This window comes from Kordiimonas marina, assembly GCF_023006325.1.
Classification (GTDB): Bacteria; Pseudomonadota; Alphaproteobacteria; order Sphingomonadales; family Kordiimonadaceae; genus Kordiimonas; species Kordiimonas marina.
In genome coordinates, this window is record NZ_JAINDF010000001.1 from 375,057 (window position 1) to 402,033 (window position 26,977).

Genomic DNA, 26,977 nt, shown 5'->3' on the forward strand with positions numbered 1-26,977 from the left:
CAGGCATGTTCCGAGAGCAATGTTAAATGATTGACGCCATTTCATTTCACGCCCTGTTCAGACCCACACACGTCGCAGTCGTCGACCTGGAGACGGACAGGTCCTTCTCCTACCGCGCGCTCGACCGTGTCGTTGACCAGTGCGCCCACTGGCTGGTGGACAAGCTGGGGGCAAAAAGCGGCAAGCGGGTTGCCATTGTCGCGAAAAACTGCGTCGAAATCCTGTTCTTGCAGCTTGCATGCGAGCGGGCGGGCGCGATCTTCGTGCCGCTGAACTGGCGCCTGTCCGCGGCTGAGCTCGCCGGCATTCTTGCGAACGCAGACCCAGCCCTTGTTCTGAAGGGCAAGGGCATCGAGACAGCCCTTGAAGGTCACCACGGTGAAATGCTGTCCCTTTCCGCGGCTGTCGACGCGGCTATAGCTGAAGATCATCAGCCCAGTGACCCTGCCTGGCGCGCCGCGTGGGATGCACCGTCAACGCTCCTTTATACCTCCGGCACCAGCGGCCACCCGAAAGGTGTCCGTCTCAGCCAGAAAAATATCTTCTGGAGCGGCACCAACTATATTCACGGGAACGAAGTCAGCACCGACAATGTCTTTCTGTGCGACCTGCCCATGTTCCACACCGCGGGCCTGATCGCCGCGGTCCGGTCACCGCTTCTGGCGGGCGGACGCGTCCTGATCTCGGACGGGTTCGACCCAAAGCGGACCCTGGCCCGCATCGCCGACCCTGCCCTCGGCATTACCAATTATTTCTCGGTGCCGCAGATGGCGCAGATGATGTGGAACCAGCCTGGCTTCGAGCTGAGCATGCTGTCATCGCTCAAGACCTACACGACCGGTGGCGCCCCCAACCCCAAGGTTATGATCGAGCGCTTCGTAGGCGCAGGCATCATGATGTCGGACGGCTTCGGCATGACGGAAGTGGGGTCGGCGTTCGGCATGCCGACCTACAGCCGGGAGGTCATTCTGGGCAAAGCCGGGTCCTGCGGCGTGCCGCTTATGAGCATTGAGCCCAAAATCGTCGACCCTGACGGCAACGAAGTCCCGACCGGTGAGGCCGGTGAGCTTTGGATCAAAGGGCCGAGTGTCACGGACGGCTATTGGGAAAACCCGGAAGCCACCGCAGGCGCCTTCCACGACGGCTGGTTCAAGACCGGCGACATGGTCAAGCGCGATGCTGACGGCTTCTTCTATCTGGTCGACCGCAAGAAGGACATGTTCATCTCAGGCGGTGAGAATGTTTATCCGGCGGAAGTTGAAGCCGCCATTTTGGCCATGCCCGAGATTGCCGAAGTCGCCGTCATCGGTGTCCCGGATGAAAAATGGGGCGAGGTCGGCTGTGCCTTCTATGTCTGGGTCGACGGCAAAGAGCTGACGGCGGAGAGTATCAAGGACACCTGCGGCCAGAAGCTGGCGAAATACAAGGTGCCGAAACATTACCGGGCGGTCACGGCGCTTCCGCGCACTGGCTCGGGCAAAGTGAAGAAGCATGAACTTCAGCACTTGTGGCGCCAATCCGGGGGATCAGATAGCTGACCCTCAGCCCCTGGCGGTCTTGTACCGCGCTACGCCCGAGACTGGCAAAGCCGCCTAAGCCTTGCGGGCGGCGGTTTTGCCAGCCGAAGCGGCCCCTTTTTCCTACCTGCTGAACCCCCGAGATTCAAAAATATTGATTCAAGATATTTTTGTGATACCTTATCACTATATTAGTGATACAACATCACTAACTGGCGCTTTCGACCAAATGGGAAGGGTGGTTACGCCGGGATCAAGGAGGCGGGAAGGCATGAAACACTATTCGACAGAAGAATTTGTGGGCGCTCGGAAGTCCGAGCATTGGAATTCAGTCATCCGGGAGGTTTTTGCCACGGTAAACGTGAAACCCCGTGACCTGCAGGCTTTTCAGGGCCGTATCGACCAGGTTCCCCTTGGAACCGTCAACCTGGCGCAGATCGTCACCGAGGCGTCGCAGATTGTCCGCTCATCGGAGCAGGCGAGCTGGAGCCGGGAACGGCGCTACTTTCTGCATCTCCAGACCCAGGGCGAAATGACCATCACCCAGGACGGCCGCGAATCGGTCATCCGCGCAGGTGACCTGACCCTCTATGACAGCGGCATGGCCTATAGCCTGGAGTATAAGGAGCAGGCCAGCGCTATCATCCTGATTATCGACCACAACCAGTTGAAGCGCCGGATCCCGGCCCCCGAATTCATTCTGGGCCGGCGGATCGACGGGAACTCAGCCATGGCCACGGTCCTGTCCCGGTCCCTCCAGAACATCTGGGAACTGCCTAAAGACAACCTGGCGGAAGACATCACCGGCCGCATCGGCGAGAATCTTTGCGATCTGTGTGTCATTACCTGCATGAGCCTGTTCGGTGAGGAAATCCTCGCATCGGCAACCGGCTCCGCCCGGCGGAGCCATATCCGCTGCCATATTGAGGCTAACCTCCAGGAGCCGGACCTGTCCGTTTCTTCAATTGCAAAATCCTTCCAAATTTCGCCGCGCTACTTGCATATGCTGTTTTCCGAAGATACAGAAACTGTCTCGGAACTGATCCGGCGGCGCCGCTTGGAAGAAATCAAGAAACGCTTGGGCAATCCAAACTGGAAGAACCGGACGATCACCCAACTGGCCTTCGAGTGGGGTTTCAATAACACCACCCATTTCGCCAGGGTGTTTCGGGAACGGTTTGGTATGAGCCCGCGTGAGTACAGAAATGCGCACGTGCATGACGGCCATGCAAACAGGGAAGAGGCGGCATAGGTGACGCCTCTAAACAACATGGAAGATCAATGAGTAGCGCAGCCCGAGGAAACCTCGCAATAAAACCCTTAGCCGACAATGATGCCATCACGAAGGACTGGCTCGAAAGCCTCATGGGCTTCCGGCTGCGGCAAACCTACAATATTTTTGCGTCGGACTTTCAGGCGGAAATGGCAGTCGTCGGGCTCCGGCCGGTGCAACTGTCCATCCTCGCCATTGTTGATGAAAACCCCGGCATCCGGCAGGGCAAGATCGGCGAAGCGCTGAATATCGCACGCGAAAACATCGCGCCCCTGGTCAATGAACTGGAAAAGGCTGGCCACTTGGAACGCCAGCGTCATCCGACGGATGGGCGCGCGTTCGCCATTTATCTCACCCCGCAGGGGGAAGACCTGCTTGTCCGCAGCAAAGAGATTCTTCGCCAGCGCGAGAAAGTTCTTATGTCGAGGCTGACCCCAGCGGAACAACAACAGCTGACCAGCCTGTTATATAAGCTGGTCGAAAAACCCTAGGCACCCGCCCTGCCCCAAGGATATGAGGCCCTAGCTAGGCCAGATGCTGCCTGACCCAGGCGGCGATTTCCGCGACAGCTTGTTTATGGGGCTTTGAGGGCCCGGTGAAACCAACGAAAGCATGGTCCACCCCGTCATAGCGCGTAAGCGTGGTCTCGACACCCTCGGCCTCAAGGCGGCGTGCATAGGCTTCGCCTTCATCCCGTAACGGGTCCAGTTCAGCGGTTTGCACGAGCGCAGGCGGAAGCCCCTTCAGGGTCCCTGCCTGCATAGGCGACGCATCGGGCTCACCCGCGCGGCGCCGATCCGGCACATACGCCCCTTCGAACATGGTGACGAATTTTTCCGAAATGATCGATGTCCCGATATTCTGACGGTACGATTCCGTCACCGGACCGACCATATCGACCTTGGGGAAAATCAGGATTTGCCCCGCAAGCTTCGGCCCGGCCTCATCCCGCGCCCGGCGCGCCACCACCGTTGCCAGGCAGCCGCCCGCACTATCGCCCGCGACAAAGAAAGGTCCCGGCCTTACGCCCAACACCTCAGCGGCCCCGGCGGCCCAGCATGTCGCGGCATAGGCATCATCCGGAGCGGCAGGATAGGGATGCGCGGGCGCCAGCCGGTAAGCGACCGACAGCACCGCAGCGCCTGCTGCCACACAAAGGTCCCGGCAGAGCGCATCGTGGGTTTCAAGACTGCCAAGACAGAAGCCGCCACCGTGAAAGAAGACCGCGAGCGGAAACGGCCCTTCCCCCTCAGGGGTATAGAGCCGCGCAGGCAAAGACCCGGCCGCGCCCGGCACCTTGAGGTTTCGGATGGTCTTGAGCGGTGTCTTGCGCCCGCGCCATACCAGAAAGCTATGAAGACGCATACCGAACCGGTTGATGGCAACCTCAAAGGCCAAAGCCATGGGGACCTCCCTCTCCTATCATAATCTCGGAGAAAGCTTTTCATGGAGCGCCGCGCGCAACTTGCCCGGACGTACAGAAAAACGTGAACAAATGCGCAATGATGCCCGTTACAGACAACCCCGGCCACGACAGGAAATCCTGCGTGGCCGGGGCGGGGTATGAGTTGGGCGTTAAGCCGCGACGGCGGATGGTGTTTCCAGAAGCTGCACCGCAGCCGCCGTATTGGAGATCGGGATATGGTAGGTCCGGTGTTTTTCCGACACCGTATCGCCCAGGGCGCCACGTGCGGCAATCCACATCAGGAATTCAACGCCTTGGGTGCCGGCGAGCTCGACAATTTCCTCATTGCTGTAGCGCGTCAGGGTCTCCGGGTCGCCGATGATGGTATCGAGGCACATCAGGTCGAACTTTTTGTTGATGAAGCCGGCGCGCTGGCCATCAAGCTGGTGCGACAATCCGCCCGTGCCGAGGATGACCACTTTCTCGTCTCCGCCATAGCTTCTGATCGCGTCACCGACAGCCTTGCCAAGCTTGTAACAGCGGGCGGCCGACGGCAGCGGATGCTGCACCGTGTTGATATTGATCGGGACAACCTTGACCGGGCGATTGTCCTTGCCGGGCCAGGTGAGGCTATAGGGCACCGTGAGCGCGTGATCGACCAGCATTTCCTGGCAGGTAACCATATCGAACTCATGCTCGATCAGGTGCTTGGCGATATGCCAGGAAAAAGCCGCATCACCGGGATAGGAAGCCGTCACCGGCAGGCCCCAGCCCTCATCGGCATTATTATAGGCATTCGCGCAGCCGATCGCGAACGTCGGCATCTTGTCGAGGAAGAAGTTCAGGCCGTGGTCGTTGTAGAAGACAACAACCATGTCCGGCTGCTGGTCGGCGAGCCAGTCATGCACCGGCGGAAAAGCCGAGAAGAAGGGTTCCCAGTAAGGGTCATCCTGCAGCCCTTTGGCGATAGCACCGCCAATCGCAGGGATGTGGGAGGTTGTGATACTGCCAACAATATTCGCCATGGTTATTCTCCCTGTTCCACAAGCTTGCGTTTGAATTCCTCCTTGGTCATGCCTGTCTGCAAAGCCCCAAGGTCCTGAACATCCAACCCGAGAATGCCCGCCAGCTTGGCGAGATAATAGACATTGCCGCCGGCATCGATCATGCCCAGCACGTCGCGCCGCTTGACGGCATCCAGCTGTTCGGGGGTCAGGTGGTATTTGGCACAATAAGCGCTTTCATCCTTAACGAAGGCAGCGCGGTTGTCGGCATCGTTGAACGAGTAGCACATCTTGTTAAGGGCATAGCCCTTCATGGCTTCTTCGGGGCCGAAGATAGTCGTACCCCATATATGCGGGGCTTCTTGAACGGTCATGGATAGTCTCCCTCAGTAATTTTGTGATGTCTTATAACAAAATTACTGAGCCGAAGATTTGACTTTGCTCAATTTTCCTAGGGCAGCTGTTCTTCGGCTTTCCAAAGATACGCAATCGCTTCCATGAAGGGCTTCTGTAGCTCCTCGGGAATCTTGTCCATCAGCCGACGCTCATGATCCTCGACAACCCCTAAGACTTTTTCGGCCAAGTCTCCGCCATCCCGGGTCAGGCTCAGGCTGTGGGACCTGCCATTCACCGGAGTACGCTCAACAAGTCCCCGTTTGTCGAGGCGGCGAATGAGGGGCGTTGTATTCGCCGTCGCCATATCGAGCATGCGGGAAATATCGCTCGGGGTAATACCGGGGTTATATTTGATTGCCAGCAGAACCGTCGCTTCGCTCGCCCTAAGATCCATCTCCATGAAACGCGGCGTCAACTCGGCCATCGCGGCACTGGAAGCACGTTTTAATGCATAGCCTGGATATATTTTTAAGGGATCAGAAACCATTGGACGTCAAACTGCTATAATATATAGTGATCGAATAGCTATGTAGCATAGCATTTATCATACTGCACAGTTTCTTTGCCTGACAACAAGGTATTCTGTGCGTGATGCGAGGTAAGGCCTGCGTTTTTTGTCTCCCTATGGTAGCATGCATACGGGAGTGACGAGGACCTGCCAGCGTAAAAGAATTCCGGGGAATGCATTTGGGAGAGTGCATTTTTCGTTAGAGCCCGACGGGAAGAGGGAAGGGAAGCCAATGTCCAAGGTCATGGACCCAAAAGCAATTCTTGATGAGTCTGGAATGAATGGATTCCAGATTATGGCTGTCGTGCTGTGCATTCTGCTGAATGCGCTCGACGGCTTCGATGTTCTCGCCATCAGTTTCGCCTCGCCCGGCATTGCAAATGAATGGGCAATCAACCGGGCCGAACTGGGGATTGTTCTGGCGATGGAACTGGCCGGCATGGCCATCGGCTCCGTCCTGCTTGGCAATATTGCCGACAAGATTGGGCGGCGCCCTACGATCCTATGGTGCCTGGTTCTGATGTCCGCAGGCATGTATGGCGCATCTCATGTCCATACGGTCACTGAAATGATCATCGTCAGGCTTCTCACGGGCCTGGGCATCGGCGGCATGCTGGCGTCCACCAATGCCATGGTCGCCGAGTTCGCCAACGCCAAATACCGGAACCTCGCCGTCATCATGATGGCGACAGGCTATCCGCTCGGCGCTATCGCGGGCGGTTCGGTGTCGACCGTCTTGCTGCAGCACTTCGACTGGCGCGCCATCTTCGAGTTCGGCGCCATCTGCACCGCTGCCTGCCTGGTGCTGGTCTGGTTCCTGCTGCCGGAATCCATTGAATATCTGGCCAACAAGCGGCCGGCGGACGCCCTGGCGCGCATCAATCAGACGCTGAAGAAAATGGGCCATGAAGCTATCGAGCGCCTGCCGGACCCGATTGAGGCTGTCAAAACCGCCAGCCACAAGGTCCTGTTTTCTGACAAATATAAAGCACTGACCCTGTTGCTGATCCTTGGCTATTTCGCCCACATCATGACATTCTATTACATCATCAAATGGATACCCAAAATTGTTGTGGACATGGGCTATCAGCCCTCACTTGCGGGCGAGGTGCTTGTCTGGGCCAACGTTGGGGGGGCCACTGGCGCCTTGTTCCTGGGGCTTACCGGTAGCGGAAGCAAGCTCCGGCCCATGTTGATCGGCGTCCTGGTCATGTCCTTCGTCATGGTCGGGCTCTTCGGCCGGGGCCAGGAGACGCTCACAGGCTTGTCGACCATTGCCGCCCTGACCGGCTTCTTCACCAACGCAGGCGTGGTCGGCTTCTATGCCATGATGGCCAGCAGTTTCCCGTCTGACATCCGCGCCAGCGGCACAGGGGTGGTCATCGGGATCGGCCGGGGTGGTGCAGCCCTAGGGCCTGTCGTGGCCGGTTTCCTGTTCAATGGCGGCTTTGGGCTGCAAAGCGTATCGATCGTGATGGCTGTCGGCGCCATTGTCGCCGCAGGTGTCGTGTTCCTGTTGCCGTCTTCCGACAAGACGGTAGCAAGCCCCCTGGAAGCGACGGGAAAGTAAAGCCATGACGGCCTCCAACAACTTCCTGACCGATCTTTATTACCTGGCAAGGGAAAAAGGCCTGGATGCCGATGGCATCTTGGCCCTTGCCGGGGTCGAGAAGGATGTTGTGGATGCGCCGAGCGCCCGGGTCGAAACCGGAAAACTGGCGCTTGTGGTCCGAAGTATCTGGGATGGGCTTCAGGATGAAGCCATGGGGCTCTCCGAAAGCCAGATCCCGCGGGGGGCGTTCTTCATGATGGGCAAAGCGGCCATCGCCGAGCCCACCCTGCGCAAGGCGCTTCTGACCGGGATACGCTTTTATTCCATGGTGACGAAGGCCTTCCGGATGGAACTGAAGGAAGAAGGCAATTATGCCCGGCTTGTCTTCCATATGCTGTCCCCCGAGATAGACGACCGGCACCTTTTTGCCGAAGTCAACCTCATGGCATGGCACCGGTTTGCTTCATGGCTGATTTCGGAAAACCTGTTGCTCCATGGAATCTATTTTGACTATGCGTCCCCCGGGCATACCAGCGAATATGCCTATCTGTTCCCGGGGCAACACCGTTTTGGCGCCGATTTCCAGGGTTTTTCCTTCCACCGCAATTTCCTGGACCGGGAAATATCCCAAACGCCGGGTGCCTTGAAGCGCTTCATCCAGCGCTGCCCGGAGGATCTGTTCAAGCAGCCCCGAACCGACTTCAGCGTGTCCTCCGAACTGAAGAAGCTTTTGAAAAAGACGCTGTCCGACCGCATGCCGGTCATCGAGGAAGCGGCCTGCTCCCTGAACATGACAAAACGGACCCTGATCCGGAAGCTTCAGGATGAGGGAACGTCCTATCAGCAGCTCAAGGACCTTGTCCGCAGGGACCGGGCGATCAGGCTCCTGGGCAGCCGGGGGCTGACCCTAACCTCAATCGCGGAATCCGTGGGGTTTTCCGACCCGGCCGTTTTCGCCCGGGCCTTTAAAGGCTGGACAGGCGTCGCCCCAAGCGACTATCGCCGCGGGCTGACCCGGTCGCCTTAAACGCTTACAGTCCCCGTCCCTACCCGAGCGCATTACAGAAATGCGCCGCTGATGCTTGTTTGCAGAAATATCCGGTACGTTTTTTTTGCATGGTTTTTTGGCACTAAGCGCCATTCCTCCAGCCCCCAGGAACCTTTATTTTTAAGGGCTGCGCTTAGGGAGGGCGCATCGATTCTACTGGGAACATATGTAGCCTGGGGCATGTGCCTTGAGGCTGAGGAGGGAAGCAAGTATGCAACCGAACTATAAAGGTCAAGCGCACAAAAACCTGCGCACTGCCATGAAAGCCTCACTATTAGCCACGACTTGTGTGGCCTTCACTGCCCCGGCTTTTGCCGAAGGTGTCGAGCTTGAGGAAATTACCGTCACGGCCCAAAAGCGTGTCCAGACCAGCCAGTCTGTCGGCGCTGCCATCACAGCCGTAAACAGCAATGCCATCGAACGGACCAACTTCAACAATATTGAAGACCTTCAGGTCATGGTCCCCAACCTGCAAATCGGCGAAAGCTTCGGCTTTGCCCAGGTCATGATCCGGGGTGTCGGCACGGACAACCCGTTCGCAGGCGGTGACCCATCCGTCGCGATGCACATCGACGGTGTCGTTGTCGGCCAGTCTTCCGCACAATTCGGCTCCCTGTTTGATGTCGAGCGGATCGAAGTTCTGCGCGGCCCGCAGGGCACGCTTTATGGCCGGAACGCCACAGGTGGTTCCATCAACGTCATCACCAACAAGCCAACCGAGGAAACCACTGGCTATGCCCGGCTGACTGGCGGGAACTATAGCCTCGTCAAATTTGAAGGCGCTGTGGGCGGATCACTGTCTAAAACCCTGATGGGCCGCATTGCCGTTCGCTACGTCAACCGCGGTGGCTACGGCAAAAACATCGCCGACGGCAGTGACATTGACGACGCCAACCAGTTTTCGGTCCGCGGCCAGCTTCTTTGGAAGCCGTCCGACGATGTGTCGCTGCGCCTTGCCGCGGAACACCACGAAGAGGACGACAAGAACTATATCCCGAAATTCCGGGGGCCATCGTATGACCCTGCCCCGATCCCCGCGCTTGAACCGCAGCCGACAGACGGCGTCCGGGCAACCAACCCCCGTGACATCAATTCCAACGTCAACCTGCAGAACAAGCGGCACCAGAATTCCTATAGCGGGGAATTCAACTGGCATATCGACGATACATTCTCGCTGGTATCGCTGACCAACTACCAGACGTTCAAGAAGACCCCGCAGGCCGACTTCGACATGACGGCCAAGGACTTCTACATCTGGTCGGAAGCCTTCAATACCAAGCAGTTCAGCGAAGAGCTGCGCCTCAACTTCGATACGGAGAAACTGCACGGCCTTGTCGGTGCCTATTACTATACCGAGAAGATCGCCTCCGATAACCGGCTGGACATCCCGCTTGTTCCGCAGGCGGTTGCGAACGCAGTCCCGACCCTGGCCGGCTGTGGTTTCGACGACAATGTCGGAAACCAAATTCTCGGCGCGGACCCCGCGGACCTCTGCTTCAACTTCCGCGGCACCAGCAAGACCCACGCCTATGCCTTCTTCGCCAACGCCTCCTATGACCTCTCGGAGACTGTCAGCCTGAACCTTGGGGCACGCTACAGCTACGAGAAGAAAGAGGGTGACACCGACCGCTGGACAGCCCCTGGCGCCCCGGTCCTGACCTTCTCGGACGCGAAAAGCTTCGACAAATTCACGCCCAGCATCCGGCTGGAGTGGAAACCCGCCAACGACATTCTTATGTACGCAAGCTACTCCAAAGGCTTCAAAAGCGGGATCTTCCTGACCGGTCAACGGTCTCCGGTTCTGGACCCTGAAATCGTCGACGCCTATGAAGTCGGCTTCAAGAGCATGTTCAACGACCGCAAGGTCCAGTTCAATGCCGCGGCCTTCTATTATGATTTCACCAACCTGCAGCAGGGACGCAGCGTTCCGGCCGGGACCAGCGGCTTCACGCTGGTTTATGAGAATGCGGCGTCGGCCAGGATCAAGGGCGCGGAAATGGAGCTCAAGTGGCTTGCCACCGATCATCTGCGCTTTGACGGATCGGCCACCTATCTTGACGCTACGTTCAAGGACTATGTCACCACCGATCCGTTCGACACCGTGTATCAGCAATTGGGCCTGATCCCCGCCGGTGTCGACCTTTCCCAGCAGTTGGCCGGTAACCGCATGGTTCAGTCGCCGGAATGGGCCGCCAATCTCGGTGCGACCCTGGATGGTCAGTTGCCGGGGACTGAATGGAACGCCTCGGCGAGCTTGTCCATGTCCTATAAGGGCCGGGTGTATTTCTCCCAGTTCAATCATGACGCTCTGAGCCAGAAGGGGGTCACGACCTTGAACGCGAACATCCTGCTCACGCCTCCGGGTGAGCGCTGGTCGGTCAACATCTGGGGCAAGAACCTCACAGACGAGACCATCTATGTCGGGACGTTCATCCTCAACAGCTCCCGGACCAACGCCGGCTTCCTGGCAGCACCCAGGACCTTCGGCGTAACCGTCGGCTATACTTTCTAAAAACAATCCGGGAAGCTGGACAACCAGCTTCCCGGACATCCTAATTCGTGGGTATCCTGGAATGACACTGTGTTTCGAGAAACACGGGTTTGACCAGACAGAATAGATGTGAGGCAGATATGAACTTTGACCGTATGAACCCTTTGACCGGAGAGGTCGCGAGCAGTGCCAAGGCTATGCAGGTCGCCGATTTGCCTGAGATTGTCGCCGCTGCGGAAACCGGCTTTAAAGAATGGTCTTCCCAGGGCCCGAATGCCCGGCGCACGGTCCTCCTGGCCGCTGCAGAAGCCCTCAGCAGCAAAAAGGATGCCTTTGTTGAGGCCATGATGAATGAGATTGGCGCCACCGCAGGCTGGGCCATGTTCAACCTGATGCTGGCAACATCCATGTTGCGTGAGGCTGCCTCCATCACGACCCAGATCAGCGGCGAAGTCATCCCGTCGGATAAGCCCGGCACCTTGGCCATGGCGATCCGGGAACCGGTTGGCGTCATCCTTGGCATTGCCCCGTGGAACGCGCCCATTATCCTGGGTGTCCGCGCTGTTGCGACCGCGCTGGCATGCGGCAACTCCGTCATCCTCAAGGCATCGGAAAGCTGCCCGCGCACCCATTCGCTGATTATTGAGGCGCTGGCCATTGCAGGCTTCCCGGAAGGCACGGTCAATATCGTCACCAATGCCCCCGAAGACGCGGGCGAGATCGTCGGCGCGCTTATTGATCACCCGGCGGTGAAGCGCATCAATTTCACCGGCTCGACCGCTGTCGGGCGCATTATCGCGAAACGGGCGGCCGAGCACCTGAAGCCCTGTCTTCTGGAGCTGGGCGGCAAAGCCCCGCTCATTGTGCTCGAAGACGCCGACCTGGATGAGGCCGTGAAGGCCGCCGCCTTCGGCGCCTATATGAACCAGGGCCAGATTTGCATGTCGACCGAACGCCTGGTGGTGGTCGACGCCGTAGCGGACGCCTTTGCCGCCAAGCTGACGGAAAAAGTTAAATCCATGGCGACGGGTGACCCGCGCGAAGGCAACACGCCCCTGGGCGCCGTGGTCGATATGAAAACCGTGACCAAGGTGAATGCCCTCATCGAAGATGCGGTGAGCAAAGGCGCGGCGGTGCGCACCGGTGGCCCCTCCAACTCGGTCCTGATGCCGGCAACGCTCATCGATGGCGTCACGCCGGAGATGAACCTCTACCGGGATGAAAGCTTCGGCCCCGTGGTCGCTATGATCCGCGCCAAGGATGAGGCCGATGCCATCCGCATCGCCAACGATAGCGAGTATGGCCTCAGTGCCGCGGTCTTCACGGGTGATGGCGCGCGCGGCCTGAAGGTGGCACGTCAGATCAAATCCGGCATCTGCCATGTCAACAGCCCGACGGTGCAGGATGAGGCACAAATGCCTTTCGGTGGCGTTGGCGCTTCGGGCTACGGCCGTTTCGGCGGCAAAGCCGGCATCGACAGCTTTACGGAATTGCGCTGGATCACGATTTCCTCCGAACCCGGCCATTACCCAATCTAATCAGGTTCAGACAGTAGAAAGTAAGTCATATGACCAAGACAGATCGCACAGAAGAAGAGACCGTCGCCTACACCATTGAAGGTGGGGTCGCCTGGGTGAAATTTAACCGCCCGGAGAAGCGCAACTGTATGAACCCCAAGCTCAATCGCCAGATGATGCGGGTGCTGCACAAGCTGGAATATGATGACAGCGTCGGCGTGCTTGTCCTGACCGGCGAAGGCACGTCCTGGTCCGCGGGTATGGACCTCAAGGAATATTTCCGCGAGACCGAAGCCAAAGGTCTTGGTGCCATCCGGGAATCGCAAAGCGAGGCTTACGGCTGGTGGCGCCGCCTGCGCTGGTACCAGAAGCCGACCATCGCCATGGTCAATGGCTGGTGTTTCGGCGGCGGCTACGGCCCGCTGCATGCCTGTGACCTGGCCTTCGCCGCGGAAGAGGCGCAGTTCGGCCTCAGCGAGATCAACTGGGGCATCCTGCCGGGTGGCGGTGCCACCAAGGTGGCCACCAACCTCCTGAATATGCGCAACGCCATGTATCACGCCATGATGGGTGAAAACATCGACGGCAAGACGGCCGCTGAATGGGGCCTGGTCAACGAAGCCGTGCCGCTGGCGTCCCTCAAGGACCGGGTTCAGGAAGTCGCCTCAACGCTGCTTCAGAAAAACCCGATTGCGCTCAAGGCCACCAAAGACGCCATCCGCCGGGTCATGGAAATGACCTATGACAATGCCGAGGATTACCTGATCCGCGCGCAGGAAGCGGCGAACTTCTTTGACAATTCCGGGCGGAAAGAAGGCATCAAGCAGTTCATCGACGAGAAGACCTACAAACCCGGCCTGGGAGCGTACGACAAGTCGAGACAGGCGGAATAGGCACCCCGTATGGACTATGTGCGGTTTCATGCCCAGTTGCATCCTCTGAGGCTGGCAGTCACTGACCTGGCCTCAGACCGGGACTGGACCTATGCGCAATTTGACGGTTTCGTCGCCCGTGTGAGCACCCTGCTGAACGAGCGCGGCGTGCGGGAAGGCGCGCGTGTTGCGTGCCTCGCCAAGAACTGTGCCGAGATCATCGCGCTGCATCATGCTTGCGCCCGGCTCGGGGCGATTTTTGTGCCGCTCAATTGGCGGCTGTCCACGGCTGAGCTCCATCAATTGATCGAGGACTGTGAGCCCACCGTCACTTTTGGCGATGACATGGCCACTGAACTGGCGATCCCGGCAGAAGACATTCATGCCCTTGAGGGGCTGAGCCATGATGCGGCACCAATGCCGGACGGGCACCTAAACGATGCCCTGCCCTCCCTGATGCTCTATACTTCCGGGACGACCGGCAGGCCCAAGGGCGTGCTGCTGTCGGAGCGCAACCTGAGCGAAACGGCGATCAATTTCACCCTGCTTGGCGAAGTCGACCGGGACAGCCGGTTCCTGTGCGAATCCCCCATGTTCCATATCATCGGCATGGTGACCTCCATCCGGCCAGCCTTTCTGAACGGGGGTAGCGTGATCGTCTCGGACCGCTTCGACCCGGACCGCACCTTCGCACGGCTTGCTGACCCGGAGATCGGGATCAGCCATTATTTCTGTGTGCCGCAAATGGCCGTCGCCCTGCGCGCCTCCAGCGCTTTCGACCCTGACAGGCTCAGGGGCCTCAAGGCCATTTTCACCGGCGGCGCCCCCCACCCCGAAGCCCAGATACGGGACTGGCTGGCGGACGGCCTGTCCATCGTCGACGGCTATGGGATGAGCGAGGCCGGCACCGTTTTCGGCATGCCGCTCGACCGCACGATGATCGACGCCAAGGCCGGCTGTGTCGGCATCCCGACCCCACGGGTGCTGGCGCGCATCGTGGATGAGGACGGCAAGCCCGTCCCCGACGACGAACCGGGCGAGCTCCAGCTCAAGGGCGACAATATCGCCTGCGGCTATTGGCGGCGCGAAGCCGATTTTCATGCTACGCTGACGGACGATGGCTGGTTCCGCACGGGTGACGTTCTGACCAAGGATGCGGACGGCTTTTTCCGGGTCACTGACCGGAAGAAGGACATGTTCATCTCCGGCGGTGAGAATGTCTATCCCGGTGAAGTGGAATGCCAGCTGATCAAATTTGCCGGCATGCGGGAGTTTGCGGTCGTCGGCGTACCGGATGAAAAATGGGGTGAAGTCGGCTGCCTGTTCTATGTGCCGAACGGGGACGAGATCAGCCTGGCCGAGATTGAAGCCTATCTGGCCGACAAACTGGCGAAATACAAAGTCCCCAAGAAGGTCGTCGCCATTGATGCCCTTCCCCGCAACGGCGTCGGCAAAGTGCTGAAACACGAGCTGCGCAAGATGTTTGGCGGCTGACAGGCGAAAAGGAAACAGAGCCATGATCGATCCGGACAAAGTGGTCGCCATCGACGTTCATGTTCATGCGGAAGTGTCCTGCACGGACCCGGAAGACCCGGTCATGGGGAAATTCTTCGACGCGGCGAGCAGCTATTTCAAGGCGCCGCGCCAGCGCCCGACCATGCAGGAAACCATCGACTATTACCGCAAGCAGAACATGGCTTTCTGCCTGTTTACGGTTGACTGTGAAGCCGGGCTTGGCGCCAAGCGTATCCGCAACGAGGAAATCGCCGAGCTCGCGAACGCCAACGCCGATGTGGTCATCCCCTTCGCATCCATCGACCCGCACAAGAGCAAGATGGGCGCGCGCGAAGCACGGGACCTGATCGAAAATTACGGTGTGAAAGGCTTCAAGTTCCACCCGCCGATGCAGGACTGTGACCCCGCCGACCGGATGGCCTACCCGATCTATGAAGTGATCGCCGAGTACGGCTTACCGGCCATCTTCCACACTGGTCATTCCGGTATGGGAACCGGGCTCAAGGGCGGTGGCGGCGTCAAACTGAAGTATGGCCAGCCGATGCTGGTGGACGAAGTGGCCGCCGATTTCCCGGAGATGAATTTCATCCTCGCGCACCCGAGCTGGCCCTGGACCGATGAAAGCCTCTCAATGGCACTGCACAAGGCCAACGTCTATATCGACCTCAGCGGCTGGTCGCCCAAATATTTCCCGGAACAGATCGTCCGCTACGCCAATAGCCAGTTGAGCCACAAGATGCTGTTCGGGTCAGACTTCCCGCTCATCCGTCCCGACGCCTGGATTGAAGCCGCCAAGAAGATCGGCTTCAAGGACCATGTGCTGCAGGCCATCATGAAGGACAACGCGGTCAAGCTGCTGGGCCTCTAAGCCCAGGGACACGCACCTGCGTCTATTTGGATGACCAGGGGAAGAAGTCAGGCATGTGCGATGCCTTCCCCGCAAAGTCCGGCGCGCGTTTTTCCAGGAAAGCCGCCACGCCCTCCTTGCCGTCGCCGATGCTGGTATAGAACATGGCGAGCGAATCCACCCGGTGCGCCTCGATCGGGTGATCCTGCGCCGCATTGCGCCACAGCATCTGGCGCGCGAGCGCAACCGCGACCGGGGACCGGTTTTCAATGAATTTCCTGGCAAGAGCCCTTGCTTCATTCAGCAGGTCTTCCGGCGCGTGAACCGAGCGGAACAGCCCGCCGCGCAAGCCCTCAGCCGCATCGAAGATGTCAGCCGACAAGACCCACTCAAGCGCCTGCTGCACCCCGACAAGACGCGGCAGGAACCAGCTGGAGCAGGCTTCCGGCACGATGCCGAGCTTGCCGAACACGAAGCCCACCCGGGCCTTCTCGGACGCCAGGCGGATATCCATGGCCAGCGTCATGGTCGCGCCGATGCCCACCGCGGGGCCATTGATCGCGGCAATCACCGGTTTGCGGCAATTGTAAATCGACAGCGTCACCCGGCCGCCGGAATCGCGGACGCCGTCATTCCCGGTGATCGGCCCCAGCCCTTCGCGCATATAGTCCATATCCGGGGTCTTGCTTTCATCGAGGTCGAAGACGTTGCCCTCCACACTCAGGTCCATCCCGGCACAGAAGGCCCTGCCCTCGCCGGTGACGATCAAGGCGCCGACATCGTCATTCTCATTCACCTCGGTGAACAGGTTGACGAGTTCGTCTGCCATTTCGCCGGTGAAGGCATTGAGCTGCTCCGGACGATGAAGACGTACGGTCAGGATACGGTCCTCAAGGTCGCACTTAAGCGTGGAATAGGTCTTCATGCTCTCTGTCCTCTTCATCCAGATCAATGGCCCAAATGTGTCGCGGGGCACGCGATTTTGCCCCAGCAAACAAGCTGGACTGATTTGCCGGAATTTCAAGCGGGGTCTTGCGACACATAGATGATGCGCTTGCCGCCTGCTATGATGGCGCTGCCGTTCAGTTGAAGCAGGAAAGGAGTAGCCGCAGATGCCCATCCCGATGGAATACCAGCACGCGTCGGATGATTTCGAACATTTCCTGAAAGATGCCTGTGACGTGTCCGGCCTGACCACCCGCAACCAGACCTATACAATGGCCCAAGGCGTATTGCAGGCCTTTCGCCGCCGCCTGAGCGTACCTGATGCCATCCGCTTCGCAGGCATACTGCCGCCGATCGTACGGGCGATCTTTGTTGCCGATTGGGACACCGACGAACCCCAGCGTCCGTTCGAGGACAGAGACCAGATGACCCGTGAGGCTCAAAGCCTGCGCAAGGACCATAATTTCGCGCCCAAAAGCTGCATCCATGATGTCGCCACCGCGCTCCGCCGTCATGTGGATGAACAAGCGTTCGACCGTCTTCTTACCTCCCTGCCTCCCGGCGCGGCCGATTTCTGGCAGGTCAGGACAAGCCGCTAAAGCGGCAGGAACGGCGCGGGGCGGTGCCAGCCATAGAGCGACAGGCGCTCCCGCCCTTCTGCGGCATCGCCACGCCGGTGGAAGCCGAGGACATTGGCCATCACCAGCGTGTTGGCCGGGCATGTGACCGCCACCGGTGCGGGCAAGCCAAGGCTTGGCAAATCCTTCTCGGCAATGCGGAACGAGCCGCCAACGTTGGCGAAAGCGCGGGTCTCGATCGCCTCCATCGCCATGTCATGCTCCCACTTCAAGCGTGCTTGGGTCAGCCGGTGGCTCCCTGGCACATAGGTGAAGGGCCCATCCTCAGGCCCCACCGCCTTCGGGAAATACCAGAATTTCATCGCCGGGAAGAAGGTATCCCGGTGGAAGTCCTTCTGCAGGTCGGGCACCCGGTCTTCGGCGCCATGCACCATCAGGTAGATGTTGGTTTTATGGGGCCGATGCCCGCGCCCGACAATCGCCCGCGTAAGCGTCGAGAGGCCCGCGTGGCACGCGAAGCTGGCAATATAGGGCATCCGCGCCGCGTCGATGGTGATGAAGCGGTTCAGTGTGCCACCATCATAGCGGTCGAACCCGCCCTCGAACGGCTGCTTACTGCCATAGCCCGGCTGATCGCCCAACTGTATGGGGACGCGGCTGCCGACATGCTCGGTGGCGGCTTCAATCTCACGGAGGATCGCGGCGTGGGCCATAGACGGCAGGAAATCCTCGACCGCGACAAAGCCATCAGCCTTCAGGGCGTTGACCGCCTTTTGCATTCCGGCGCCTTCCCGCCCGCTCAGGCGGCGGCGTAGCGCCGTGCAGCGCGCGGCCCAAAGCATGCGCTGGGCATGCAGCCCCCATTGGTTAAGGCCCTCATGGCCAATCCAGTCATGATCGAAACTCTTCGCGGCGCTGAAAATGGTCATCATGCGTCGGTGCTGCCCTATTCCCCTCAAGCCCGGCTAAATGCCTGCTCGATCCCCCCAAGGATGCCGTAACGGCAAGCCCGCCCGGAATTTGGCATAGTGAGCGGCAACGAGGCTAGCTGGCCTTCCGTTTAGGCCGCCCCCCGGAAAACAAAAAAGCAGCCGCTCGGGCTGCTTCTTTTGATCATCGGGGTAAGTGGCGGAGAGGAAGGGATTCGAACCCTCGATACCGTTGCCAGTATACTCCCTTAGCAGGGGAGCGCTTTCGACCACTCAGCCACCTCTCCGCCGCCGTGAATAGCCGCAGCCGCCCCCCGAGTCAACGCCGACTTAAAAAAAATTGTAACAGGGCTTGGGAACGCGCAGAAACAGGCGGTTTTCACCACTTTGGAGCGAAAGGTAAATTCCCCGTGTGCGACCCATGGTCCCCTTGCGTGAGTGCCCTATCTTATGCAGGAATAGAGTGCCAACAAAACCGGCCCATCCGGTTCCATATTGTGATTAGTCAATTGAGAGGGGGCAAACCATGCTCAAAACAGCCATCCGCACGATCATTGCGGCCCAAATGCTTGTCGGCCTGCCCGCCATGGCGGCGGAAACGCCGCTCGAGAAGGCCATCGATAACGATTACGGCTATCTCCAGAAGCTGTTCGTCCATTTCCATGAAAACCCCGAACTCTCGTTCGAGGAACGCAAGACCTCGGCCAAGCTCGCCGAGGAGCTCAAGTCCATCGGCTATGATGTCACCACCGGCGTCGGCGGCACTGGCGTTGTCGCCATCCTCAAGAACGGCGACGGCCCGACCGTGATGGTCCGCGCTGACATGGACGGCCTGCCGCTCAAGGAAAAATCCGGCCTCTCCTACGCCTCGCACGTCCATGAGGTCGATGCCGACGGCAAGGACTTCCCGGTGATGCACGCCTGCGGGCATGACGTTCACATCACGTCGCTCATCGGGACCGCGCGCCGCATGGCCGCGATGAAGGACAAATGGCAGGGTACCCTGATGCTGATCGGCCAGCCGGCTGAGGAACGCATCGGCGGCGCCAAGGCCATGCTGAAGGACGGTCTTTACAAGCGCTTCCCGGTGCCGACCTACGCGCTGGCCTTCCATGTGAACAGCCAGATGGCGACCGGCCATATCTCCTATAAGTCGGGCATCATGTACAGCTCGTCCGACAGCGTGCGCATCACCATCCACGGCATCGGCACGCACGGGGCGGCCCCTGACAAGGGCAAGGACCCGATCGTGCTGGGGGCTGAGATCATCAATGCGCTGCAGACCCTGGTCTCGCGGGAGATTTCGCCGCTTGACCCCGGTGTTGTCACCGTCGGCACCTTCAATGGCGGCACCAAGAACAACATCATCTCGGACAAGGCCGTGATGACGCTGACCGTGCGCTCCAACAGCGAAGACGTGCGCCACAAGCTGCTTCAGGGCATCAAGCGTATCGCCGAAAACGCCGGCCGCATGGCGGGCCTGCCGGAGAACCTGCTGCCGACGGTGGAACTGTCGATCGAATCCGCGCCGACCACCATCAATGACCCGGCACTGACCGCCAAGCTCGACAAGGTGTTCAAGGCCAAACTGGGCGCCGACAAGGTTATCCCCTACGTCCAGCGCAACATGGGTGCGGAGGATTTCTCCTACTTCGTGCAGACGCCTGAGCATGTACCGGGCTTCTACTATCAGGTCGGCGGTACCCCGCAGGCTGCGTTCGACGCTGAGAAAAACGGTGGCCCGGCTGTGCCCGCGCACCATTCGCCGCTCTTCAAGATCGCGCCTGAAGGCTCGATCAAGATGGGTGTCGAATCCATGACGATCGCCGCCATGAACCTGATGCCGAAGCATTAATCTCTCATACGGAGACCCAGAAAATGGTGCAGCCCTTCCATCTTGCCGTTCCCGTTGACGACCTCCAGGCCGCGCGGGATTTCTATGGCGGATTGATGGGCTGCCCCGAAGGCCGGTCGAGCGAGCGTTGGATCGACTTCGACTTTTTCGGCCACCAGTTTGTCGTCCACCTCGGCACGCCAGTGGGGCAGGCCGACCGCAACGATGTCGACGGCCATAGTGTACCCAGTTTCCATTATGGTGTGGTACTCGCGTGGGATGACTGGCACGCGCTCGCCGACAAGCTCAAGGCCGCGGGCATGGAGTTCGTCATCGCGCCCTATATCCGCTTCGAAGGCGAAGTGGGCGAACAGGCGACCATGTTCTTCCTCGACCCCGCCGGCAACGCGCTCGAATTCAAAGCCTTCAAAGACATCGGCCAACTATTCGCGAAATAGAAATGGCCCTTCAATCTGCGCACTACGACAAACCTATCGGCGGTTAAATCCTACCTTCACCGCAGGGGCAAAAGCCTCCTGCGAGGGCGAAGCCTATGGCGGCTCTAAAAAAGAGGTGAGGCAAATTTCCTCAATGATTACAAAGCGGTACTACTGCCGGCACTATGTAGCACTGACAGCACTACCGTCATAACCCATTGATTATACTGGACAAAACCCCAGTGCAGGTACCTGCGTTCAGGTGTGTATGACAAATAAGTCAAGAAGATTCGCTGACAGCGACACCTCAAAGGCCGGGCAAAACACCAACGGGGCCGTCAAAAACTAAGCTCCCGGACAATGCCGGGAGCCTGCGATCAGGGGGAATCAGGTATTGTGTCCCCGGAATTCCCCGCCGCCCTTTGGGGTCGTAGGCATAGGTGGTGTCAAAAACTAAGCTCCCGGTCAATGCCGGGAGCCTGCGGTTTGGGTGAGTTAGGTACTATGTCCCCGGAATTCCCGGTCAATGCCGGGGGCCTTTCTATCGAGGCAAACTAAGTATTATTCCTCAGAATTCACCAATGTTGTTCTTTTTCTCCCCCACTTGCATCCCTTTTGCCCCTCCACTCGAATAGTAACTTGTAGGTCTGTACCCTGCCTACCAAGAAACCGCCTTTTTCAGATATCAGGTGAAATGGGGGCAGTGCCTTACTTGATTTTGTCTGGCCACAATTCTTTAAAACAATAGAATCTATATCTACATCGTAATAATAATCGGCAACATCACAACGATTTCCCATCTGATCTATAAAATAACCTCCATTATTACTTATATATATCTCCTTTGGATATTTGACCTCTTCCCACCAAGGAAAACCATCTTGGGTGGTCACATATACAGTCCACTTTCCCAGAAACTTTTCTGGGACGTCTGCTACAGCTGTATCCCCCATCCACATCAGAAGGATTGTGACAAGGGACATTTTTGCAAGAAGTCTCATTGTTCCACCCCGAAATAGCGCCAGAATACCAAGGGACCCGTTTTCACCGCTCCGTTTCTATAGTTGGACGGAAATAGCACATTCAATGGGTCTTTACTTAATCCGCCATCTCTAGCTGAGATCACGTTTAACTTGTTATCAACAATGATGCCAACGTGCCCGCTAGCGTCGCTGTATCCTCTCCATTGGGCAACAATATCCCCTGCCCTTGGATCTGTGACAACCCGCCAACCAGGAATCTTAGCATGAGGGTTCCCCCATGTACCCGCCGTAGGGGGCCAATAGTTACCATGCGGGTCTCTATTCTGCGGCACTGTCGCACCGGCAGCATTCGCTGTATCACATACAAACTTGTTACATTTGTAAGAGTTTGGCGGGAAATTACCGACGCGATCCTTAAACGCATAAGGAGCGTGGTTTTCAGAAGCTGCCTCGGCATGAGCGGCAATGCTCTCGTGGGTCTGCTCCACGCTTGTGCTGCTTTGTGCAGTTACATTAACTCTGTACGTAGTAGATCCACCATTGGCATCGGTCACCGAGACAATCGTAGACATCGATCTTGGAGCGGATCCTCCACAAACAGACCCTTCCGCCGCACCAATCCTACTACCGCTACCCAGGCACTTCCCTGTCGGATCGGTGTTATTGACGGGATCATTGTTGGTATAGGCAGGGTGGCGATTGACGACGCGACATGGCGTGAAGAGCTGAGACCCTCGTCATAGCCTCGAATTGTCCCATAAAGTTTCGTCGTACTCCCATGCCGACGGCTGTAATTAAGTATTGTGTCCCCGGAATTTCAACGCATTTTGCGCCTCATCACTTTCCTCTGACAATGCCCGCCAGAAGTCTGTGGTCACCAAGGATTAGATATTATGTTCGCCAAAATTCAATGGTTAAAAATACGGATCACCTTCATTATTAATTAAGTACAAGTTTTCCCCTATGCGCTTGATCGTATGACCATAAAGTATTCCACCCATATCTTGCGGCCGCTTCAGTCGCACATCCACACCCACAATGTCTTGCCCTATCATCTGCACGAGTACATCACCATCCGATAGTGTCGGATCTGCGTTCACGTCCTCAAGCTCTACTTCCAAATAATTACAGAGTTTTTCTAAAAGAACTGGCCGGCTCAGTCGCTCAAATTGATCGGTGAACCGCTCCAAAATTTTCGTCTTAAGAGTAGGCCGAGACATTGGCATCTCAGCCAACACCCTTTCAAGAAAAGGTTGGTACTCTGAGCGAACGGACGATTGAAACGGCTCAAAATTCACTTCCAACTCCTTATAACAAGGCTAACAAACAGATCCAGTCTCTGTGTTGCCAACACGTGTCCCCGTGCAAAAGCCCGCGTCTATTTGCACCGAACCACCAGCGCCTTTTTTCTTGCCCTGATCTGCGCCTGTGGAGCTATTCGTGGTGCTCACCGCGTCAGTAGCCGGAGGGTTATCAGTCTGCTGAGAAACCTCTCCATCTGAAGACGGAGAGGTTTCTTCATCAATAACGTCAATGACTTCCTTCACATCTGAGACCGGGTTAAAGAAATCTACTACTGCAGCAACATTGGAATCGTCCCCCAAATAGTGGGCTGCCGTCAATCCCGCTATTACCTGATAGAATGTATGGCCTGTACCACCGTTTCTGTGCTGAAAATGGTTCATTCCCTTTTCCCCGTTGGGAAGCTCATGACCTTCGTGGCGCACCGTCCTGTCGCCATTAAGCGCACGATCCATTCGCTTCGCTTCTGTACGAGCGCCCCGCCCCGTAATCTTCACATCACCTTGCTTTAACCGAGCCCTTAATGCTCGGCTTTTTGAGACTTCCTTCCATATGGAGCGACCCCATTTATAGGCGCGTATAAAGTACTTGACCTTGCCTTCACCCATCGGGTCCGTATAGTTCACGGGATCGTTTGCGGTATAGGCCGTTTTCCAAGGGAAAACACAGCTACTTACAAAAGGGCCTCACCCTTCGTCATAGGGTCAAATTATGCCATCCGGATTCGTCGTACCCCCAGATTTGGGGCTGCGCACAACAATTAGGTATTACGCCCCCACCCTCACGGCGCGAGGGCCGGCGGGGAATAGCGGGCGAGGATTTCGGTATATTCGGGCTTGGCCTTCAGGGTCCCAATCGCCGCGTTGATGGTGCGGATATCCGCCTCCGTCACCGTGCGGCGGCTGAACATGAAATGCACCGGGTCTTCGTTGATGACGAAAGGATGCGCGACGATGCGGTCCGCGAGGCCGTGCACCAGAAGATAATGATAGCCGTAATAAAGGTCCGCGAAGGCGATATCGACCTTGCCGTCCGCCAGCCACTGGAAGCGGATGCGTGGGTCGTGGCTCAGCATCAGCGCTCCCGCGAAATCCGGGTTGTCGGCCTTCAGGTGCGCGAAATCCGAGCCGTACCAGGCACCGTCTGTCACCCCGATGCGGTAGCCTGCGCCCACAAGGTCACTGAGCGCCTTGGGGTGGAAGGCCTGGGCGTCGGATTTGCGCATAAACATCACCACCTTTTCGCTGCGGTAGGGCTTGGTGAAAGCGGCATAGCGCGCCCGCGCGGGCGTGTAGGAGGCGCCGACCGTGCCGTCGACCACGCCGTGCTCGATATCGGCAAGTGACTGTTTGACCGGCACGGCTTTCCATTTGATCTTGCAGCCCGCGATCTTGAGCACGCTTTCGAGAAGCTCGCGGTCGAGCCCGAAACCTTTCCTGAGGTCCGGGTCGCTTGAGGGCCCCGGCCAATCGAAATGCGCGATGGTCAGCGTATGCGAACACGCCGCATGGCTGGCCGGACTGAAGCCCAGCACAGCGGTGATTGCGATGGCCAAAATCCGGCGAACGCGACTGGATGTCATAGGACGGGTTCCCATCTCACCCCCAAAAGGTCAAGCCATTCTGGGGGGTGAGGACGGCATTTTCAAGGCCGCCAATTTGGGCGCGGCATTAAGCGCCGGGTTTTGCCGCGAGCATCGCCTCAATCATCAACCTGATCGGCTTCGCCACTTCGCCCGCACGGTCGGGCCGGAAGGCGAACGGATGGTCCTCGTCCATATAGGTCGCCTGCGTGAGTTCGAGCTGGATCGCGTGGACGTCTTCTGCCGGTTTTCCGTAAGTGCGGGTGATGTACCCGCCTTTAAAGCGACCGTTCGCCACTGCCGTGTAGGCATCTGTTGCATCTGCAACAGCAAAAACGCGGCCTGCAACAGTGGGACAACAGGTCAGGCCCTCATTGGTGCCGAGGTTAAAATCCGGCAACCGGCCCTCAAAAAAGCGCGGCACGACCGAGCGGATCGAATGCGCATCCCACAAAAGCGCATAGCCATGTGCGGCCTTCACCCGCGCGATTTCCGCCTGAAGTGCGTCATGATACGGCTGCCAATAGGTTGCCGTACGCGCGGAAATCTCGGCGTCGTCCGGGGTTTCGCCCGGTGCATAGAGCGGTTCGTTATCGAACGTGCTGGTCGGGCACAGCTCGGTCACGCTCTGGCCCGGGTACAGGCTTTTGCCACTGGGGTCTCTATTGAGATCAATGACATAGCGGGAATAGCGCGCGGAAAGCACGGTCACGTCCATGTCCGAAAGGAAGTCATAGAGCGCGGGCATATGCCAGTCGGTATCGGCGATCTGCCTCGCCGCCTCGGTCATCCTTGGCGCGAACGGACCCAGTTCCTCACCACTATGCGGCATGGAAACAATGAGGGGGCCGTGGCCCCGTCTCAGATTGTAAATCTCGTCACTCAAAGTGCCTGGCTCCCAAGGCTTGCCGACGGCAACAACTCATCCACGAAGGCATTGAAGGTGCCTTTCGTGACAAGCGTGCGAACGGCCTCGATGTCCGGTGCAAAATAGCGGTCCGCCGCGTAAAAATCCACCTTCTCCCGGACTGCGGCATAGACCTTCTCCAAGGTCTCGCTGGACCGAAGAGGCCTATGGAAATCAACGCCTTGCACTGCGGCGAGCAGTTCGATCGCAATCACCGCACCCGAATTGAAAGCAATATCATGCAGCCTGCGCCCGGCGAAAGTGGCCATGGAAACATGGTCCTCCTGCCCCGCCGAGGTCGGGATCGAATCCACACTGGCGGGGTGCGCGAGCGTCTTGTTTTCGCTGACCAAAGCCGCGGTCGTCACCTGCGCGATCATGAAGCCTGAGTTGAGGCCGCCATCCTCGACCAGGAACGCCGGCAGGCCGGACATTTTCGGGTCGACAAGCAGCGCGGTCCGGCGCTCGGAAATCGATGCGATTTCGGACGCGGCAATCGCCAGCATGTCAGCGGCCATCGCCACTGGCTCGGCGTGGAAGTTGCCGCCCGAAAGGATATCGCCCTCATCCGGGAAGATGAGCGGGTTGTCGGTGACGGCGTTCGCTTCCGTAAGCAGCGTTTCCGCCGCCTGCCGCATGACCGTGAGCGCCGCGCCCATCACCTGCGGCTGACACCTAAGGCTATAAGGGTCCTGCACTTTTTCACAAGTGTCGTGGCTGTGGCGGATTTCACTGCCCGCCAGCAGCGTGCGGTACATGGCGGCGGTATCGATCTGCCCGGCCTGGCGGCGGACGGCATGGATGCGCGGGTCGAACGGCACGTCCGAGCCCTTCATGGCATCAACCGACAGTGCGCCCGCAACCATGGCGGCGGCGAAGACATTCTCGATCTCGAACAGGCCGGAAAGCGTGAGCGCGGTCGAGACCTGCGTGCCATTGAGGAGCGCCAGCCCTTCCTTGGCCTGCAGCGTGAGCGGCGTGAGCCCAGCAACCTTGAGGCCCTCTTTGGCGGAGAGCGTTTCACCCCGATGACGAACCTCGCCCACACCGAGAAGCACGGCGGACATATGCGCGAGCGGCGCAAGATCCCCCGATGCGCCAACCGAGCCCTTGGCCGGAATGACCGGGTACACCCCGTGTTCCAGTAGCTTCAGGAGCGCACCGATCACCTCCGGCCGCACGCCCGAATGGCCCTGCGCCAGCGACGTGGACTTGAGCGCGAGCACGAGGCGGACGACACCGTCTTTGAGGGGCTCGCCCGTGCCGGTCGCATGGCTCAGCACCAGGTTTTCTTGCAGCTTTTCGACGTCCGCGGCCTTGATGCGCGTATTCGCCATCAGGCCGAAGCCGGTGTTGATGCCATACGCCGTGTCGCCGCGGGCGATAAGATCTGTCACCGTCCGGCGGGCGGTCTCGATACGGGCCGCGTCGGCTTGATCGAGCTCCAGCACGGTCGGATGCTCGTAAATATGCCGGAGGTCCTGAAGGCTGAAATGCCCTGCCCGGCGTACCATTTTATGGTCTGTTGTCATGGC

25 protein-coding genes and 1 tRNA gene are annotated in these 26,977 nt (G+C 58.5%); 13 read left to right on the forward strand and 13 right to left on the reverse strand.

Going from position 1 to position 26,977, the window contains the following annotated elements; all coding sequences use genetic code 11:
• Nucleotides 1–26 precede the first annotated feature (26 nt).
• The 3 genes from K6118_RS01725 to K6118_RS01735 all read left to right on the forward strand — a co-directional run bounded on the left by K6118_RS01725 (nucleotide 27) and on the right by K6118_RS01735 (nucleotide 3,281).
• Entirely contained in the window at nucleotides 27–1,538 is a 1,512-nt protein-coding gene (locus K6118_RS01725) for an AMP-binding protein (protein WP_247118422.1), read from the forward strand.
• Between the two features lie 76 nt (nucleotides 1,539–1,614).
• A complete protein-coding gene (locus tag K6118_RS01730) occupies nucleotides 1,615–2,769 on the forward strand; it encodes an AraC-like ligand-binding domain-containing protein (protein WP_247118424.1) in 1,155 nt (384 codons plus the stop codon).
• 113 nt (nucleotides 2,770–2,882) lie between these two features.
• Nucleotides 2,883–3,281, forward strand: coding sequence for a MarR family winged helix-turn-helix transcriptional regulator (locus K6118_RS01735; RefSeq protein WP_247118426.1), 399 nt, complete (start codon nucleotides 2,883–2,885; stop codon nucleotides 3,279–3,281).
• 34 nt (nucleotides 3,282–3,315) lie between these two features.
• Here K6118_RS01735 and K6118_RS01740 read toward each other — a convergent pair whose 3' ends face one another.
• From K6118_RS01740 to K6118_RS01755, 4 genes are all read right to left on the reverse strand, one after another.
• A complete protein-coding gene (locus K6118_RS01740; protein WP_247118428.1) occupies nucleotides 3,316–4,194 on the reverse strand; it encodes an alpha/beta hydrolase in 879 nt (292 codons plus the stop codon).
• A 171-nt stretch (nucleotides 4,195–4,365) separates the two neighbouring features.
• Nucleotides 4,366–5,220 carry a class III extradiol dioxygenase family protein gene (locus K6118_RS01745; RefSeq protein ID WP_247118430.1) on the reverse strand — a complete coding sequence of 285 codons (855 nt, stop codon included), beginning with the start codon at nucleotides 5,218–5,220 and terminating at the stop codon, nucleotides 4,366–4,368.
• 2 nt (nucleotides 5,221–5,222) lie between these two features.
• Nucleotides 5,223–5,573: a protocatechuate 4,5-dioxygenase subunit alpha gene (locus K6118_RS01750; RefSeq protein WP_247118432.1), complete on the reverse strand. Its 351-nt coding sequence runs from the start codon at nucleotides 5,571–5,573 to the stop codon at nucleotides 5,223–5,225.
• Nucleotides 5,574–5,650: 77 nt separating this feature from the next.
• Complete coding sequence (locus tag K6118_RS01755; protein WP_247118434.1) at nucleotides 5,651–6,082, reverse strand: MarR family winged helix-turn-helix transcriptional regulator; 432 nt, start codon at nucleotides 6,080–6,082, stop codon at nucleotides 5,651–5,653.
• Nucleotides 6,083–6,380: 298 nt separating this feature from the next.
• On the opposite strand from K6118_RS01755, the gene K6118_RS01760 reads away from it, so the two are divergent.
• From K6118_RS01760 to K6118_RS01790, 7 genes are all read left to right on the forward strand, one after another.
• The gene (locus tag K6118_RS01760) at nucleotides 6,381–7,673 is read left to right on the forward strand and encodes an MFS transporter (protein ID WP_247118436.1); all 1,293 of its coding nucleotides are present in this window, start codon (nucleotides 6,381–6,383) and stop codon (nucleotides 7,671–7,673) included.
• 4 nt (nucleotides 7,674–7,677) lie between these two features.
• Nucleotides 7,678–8,682, forward strand: a complete 1,005-nt coding sequence (locus K6118_RS01765; RefSeq protein WP_247118438.1) for an AraC family transcriptional regulator — start codon at nucleotides 7,678–7,680, stop codon at nucleotides 8,680–8,682.
• Nucleotides 8,683–8,914: 232 nt separating this feature from the next.
• Entirely contained in the window at nucleotides 8,915–11,215 is a 2,301-nt protein-coding gene (locus K6118_RS01770; RefSeq protein WP_247118440.1) for a TonB-dependent receptor, read from the forward strand.
• A 119-nt stretch (nucleotides 11,216–11,334) separates the two neighbouring features.
• Nucleotides 11,335–12,732: an aldehyde dehydrogenase gene (locus K6118_RS01775; RefSeq protein WP_247118442.1), complete on the forward strand. Its 1,398-nt coding sequence runs from the start codon at nucleotides 11,335–11,337 to the stop codon at nucleotides 12,730–12,732.
• Between the two features lie 29 nt (nucleotides 12,733–12,761).
• The gene (locus K6118_RS01780) at nucleotides 12,762–13,604 is read left to right on the forward strand and encodes a p-hydroxycinnamoyl CoA hydratase/lyase (protein ID WP_247118444.1); all 843 of its coding nucleotides are present in this window, start codon (nucleotides 12,762–12,764) and stop codon (nucleotides 13,602–13,604) included.
• A 9-nt stretch (nucleotides 13,605–13,613) separates the two neighbouring features.
• The gene (locus tag K6118_RS01785; RefSeq protein WP_247118445.1) at nucleotides 13,614–15,077 is read left to right on the forward strand and encodes an AMP-binding protein; all 1,464 of its coding nucleotides are present in this window, start codon (nucleotides 13,614–13,616) and stop codon (nucleotides 15,075–15,077) included.
• A gap of 22 nt (nucleotides 15,078–15,099) precedes the next feature.
• Nucleotides 15,100–15,966, forward strand: coding sequence for an amidohydrolase family protein (locus K6118_RS01790; RefSeq protein ID WP_247118447.1), 867 nt, complete (start codon nucleotides 15,100–15,102; stop codon nucleotides 15,964–15,966).
• A 22-nt stretch (nucleotides 15,967–15,988) separates the two neighbouring features.
• Here K6118_RS01790 and K6118_RS01795 read toward each other — a convergent pair whose 3' ends face one another.
• A complete protein-coding gene (locus tag K6118_RS01795; RefSeq protein ID WP_247118449.1) occupies nucleotides 15,989–16,870 on the reverse strand; it encodes a crotonase/enoyl-CoA hydratase family protein in 882 nt (293 codons plus the stop codon).
• 187 nt (nucleotides 16,871–17,057) lie between these two features.
• Here K6118_RS01795 and K6118_RS01800 point away from each other — a divergent pair, with 187 nt between their 5' ends.
• Nucleotides 17,058–17,489, forward strand: a complete 432-nt coding sequence (locus tag K6118_RS01800; protein WP_247118451.1) for a DUF2267 domain-containing protein — start codon at nucleotides 17,058–17,060, stop codon at nucleotides 17,487–17,489.
• Here K6118_RS01800 and K6118_RS01805 read toward each other — a convergent pair.
• Both K6118_RS01805 and K6118_RS01810 read right to left on the reverse strand, forming a co-directional pair.
• Nucleotides 17,486–18,400 carry a phytanoyl-CoA dioxygenase family protein gene (locus tag K6118_RS01805; protein ID WP_247118453.1) on the reverse strand — a complete coding sequence of 305 codons (915 nt, stop codon included), beginning with the start codon at nucleotides 18,398–18,400 and terminating at the stop codon, nucleotides 17,486–17,488. The two genes, K6118_RS01800 and K6118_RS01805, sit on opposite strands and share 4 nt — an antisense overlap.
• A 194-nt stretch (nucleotides 18,401–18,594) precedes the next feature.
• Nucleotides 18,595–18,684: transfer RNA gene (locus K6118_RS01810), tRNA-Ser, on the reverse strand.
• 239 nt (nucleotides 18,685–18,923) lie between these two features.
• On the opposite strand from K6118_RS01810, the gene K6118_RS01815 reads away from it, so the two are divergent.
• Together K6118_RS01815 and K6118_RS01820 are read left to right on the forward strand one after the other, a co-directional pair.
• Complete coding sequence (locus tag K6118_RS01815) at nucleotides 18,924–20,252, forward strand: amidohydrolase (RefSeq protein WP_247118455.1); 1,329 nt, start codon at nucleotides 18,924–18,926, stop codon at nucleotides 20,250–20,252.
• 23 nt (nucleotides 20,253–20,275) lie between these two features.
• Nucleotides 20,276–20,689, forward strand: coding sequence for a VOC family protein (locus tag K6118_RS01820; RefSeq protein WP_247118457.1), 414 nt, complete (start codon nucleotides 20,276–20,278; stop codon nucleotides 20,687–20,689).
• A gap of 554 nt (nucleotides 20,690–21,243) precedes the next feature.
• On the opposite strand, the gene K6118_RS01825 is transcribed toward K6118_RS01820, so the two are convergent.
• The 6 genes from K6118_RS01825 to hutH form a co-directional block, all read right to left on the reverse strand.
• Nucleotides 21,244–21,669: a hypothetical protein gene (locus tag K6118_RS01825; RefSeq protein WP_247118459.1), complete on the reverse strand. Its 426-nt coding sequence runs from the start codon at nucleotides 21,667–21,669 to the stop codon at nucleotides 21,244–21,246.
• Between the two features lie 896 nt (nucleotides 21,670–22,565).
• Nucleotides 22,566–22,949, reverse strand: coding sequence for a hypothetical protein (locus tag K6118_RS01830; RefSeq protein ID WP_247118460.1), 384 nt, complete (start codon nucleotides 22,947–22,949; stop codon nucleotides 22,566–22,568).
• A 21-nt stretch (nucleotides 22,950–22,970) separates the two neighbouring features.
• Complete coding sequence (locus K6118_RS01835; protein ID WP_247118462.1) at nucleotides 22,971–23,579, reverse strand: hypothetical protein; 609 nt, start codon at nucleotides 23,577–23,579, stop codon at nucleotides 22,971–22,973.
• A 155-nt stretch (nucleotides 23,580–23,734) separates the two neighbouring features.
• Nucleotides 23,735–24,535 (reverse strand): substrate-binding periplasmic protein, encoded by an 801-nt coding sequence (locus K6118_RS01840; RefSeq protein ID WP_247118463.1) that lies wholly within the window; start codon nucleotides 24,533–24,535, stop codon nucleotides 23,735–23,737.
• A gap of 88 nt (nucleotides 24,536–24,623) precedes the next feature.
• Nucleotides 24,624–25,421 carry an N-formylglutamate deformylase gene (gene hutG / locus K6118_RS01845; RefSeq protein WP_247118465.1) on the reverse strand — a complete coding sequence of 266 codons (798 nt, stop codon included), beginning with the start codon at nucleotides 25,419–25,421 and terminating at the stop codon, nucleotides 24,624–24,626.
• Nucleotides 25,418–26,974 (reverse strand): histidine ammonia-lyase, encoded by a 1,557-nt coding sequence (gene hutH / locus K6118_RS01850; protein WP_247118467.1) that lies wholly within the window; start codon nucleotides 26,972–26,974, stop codon nucleotides 25,418–25,420. The genes hutG and hutH overlap by 4 nt, the downstream gene beginning before the upstream one ends.
• Between the last annotated feature and the right edge of the window lie 3 nt (nucleotides 26,975–26,977).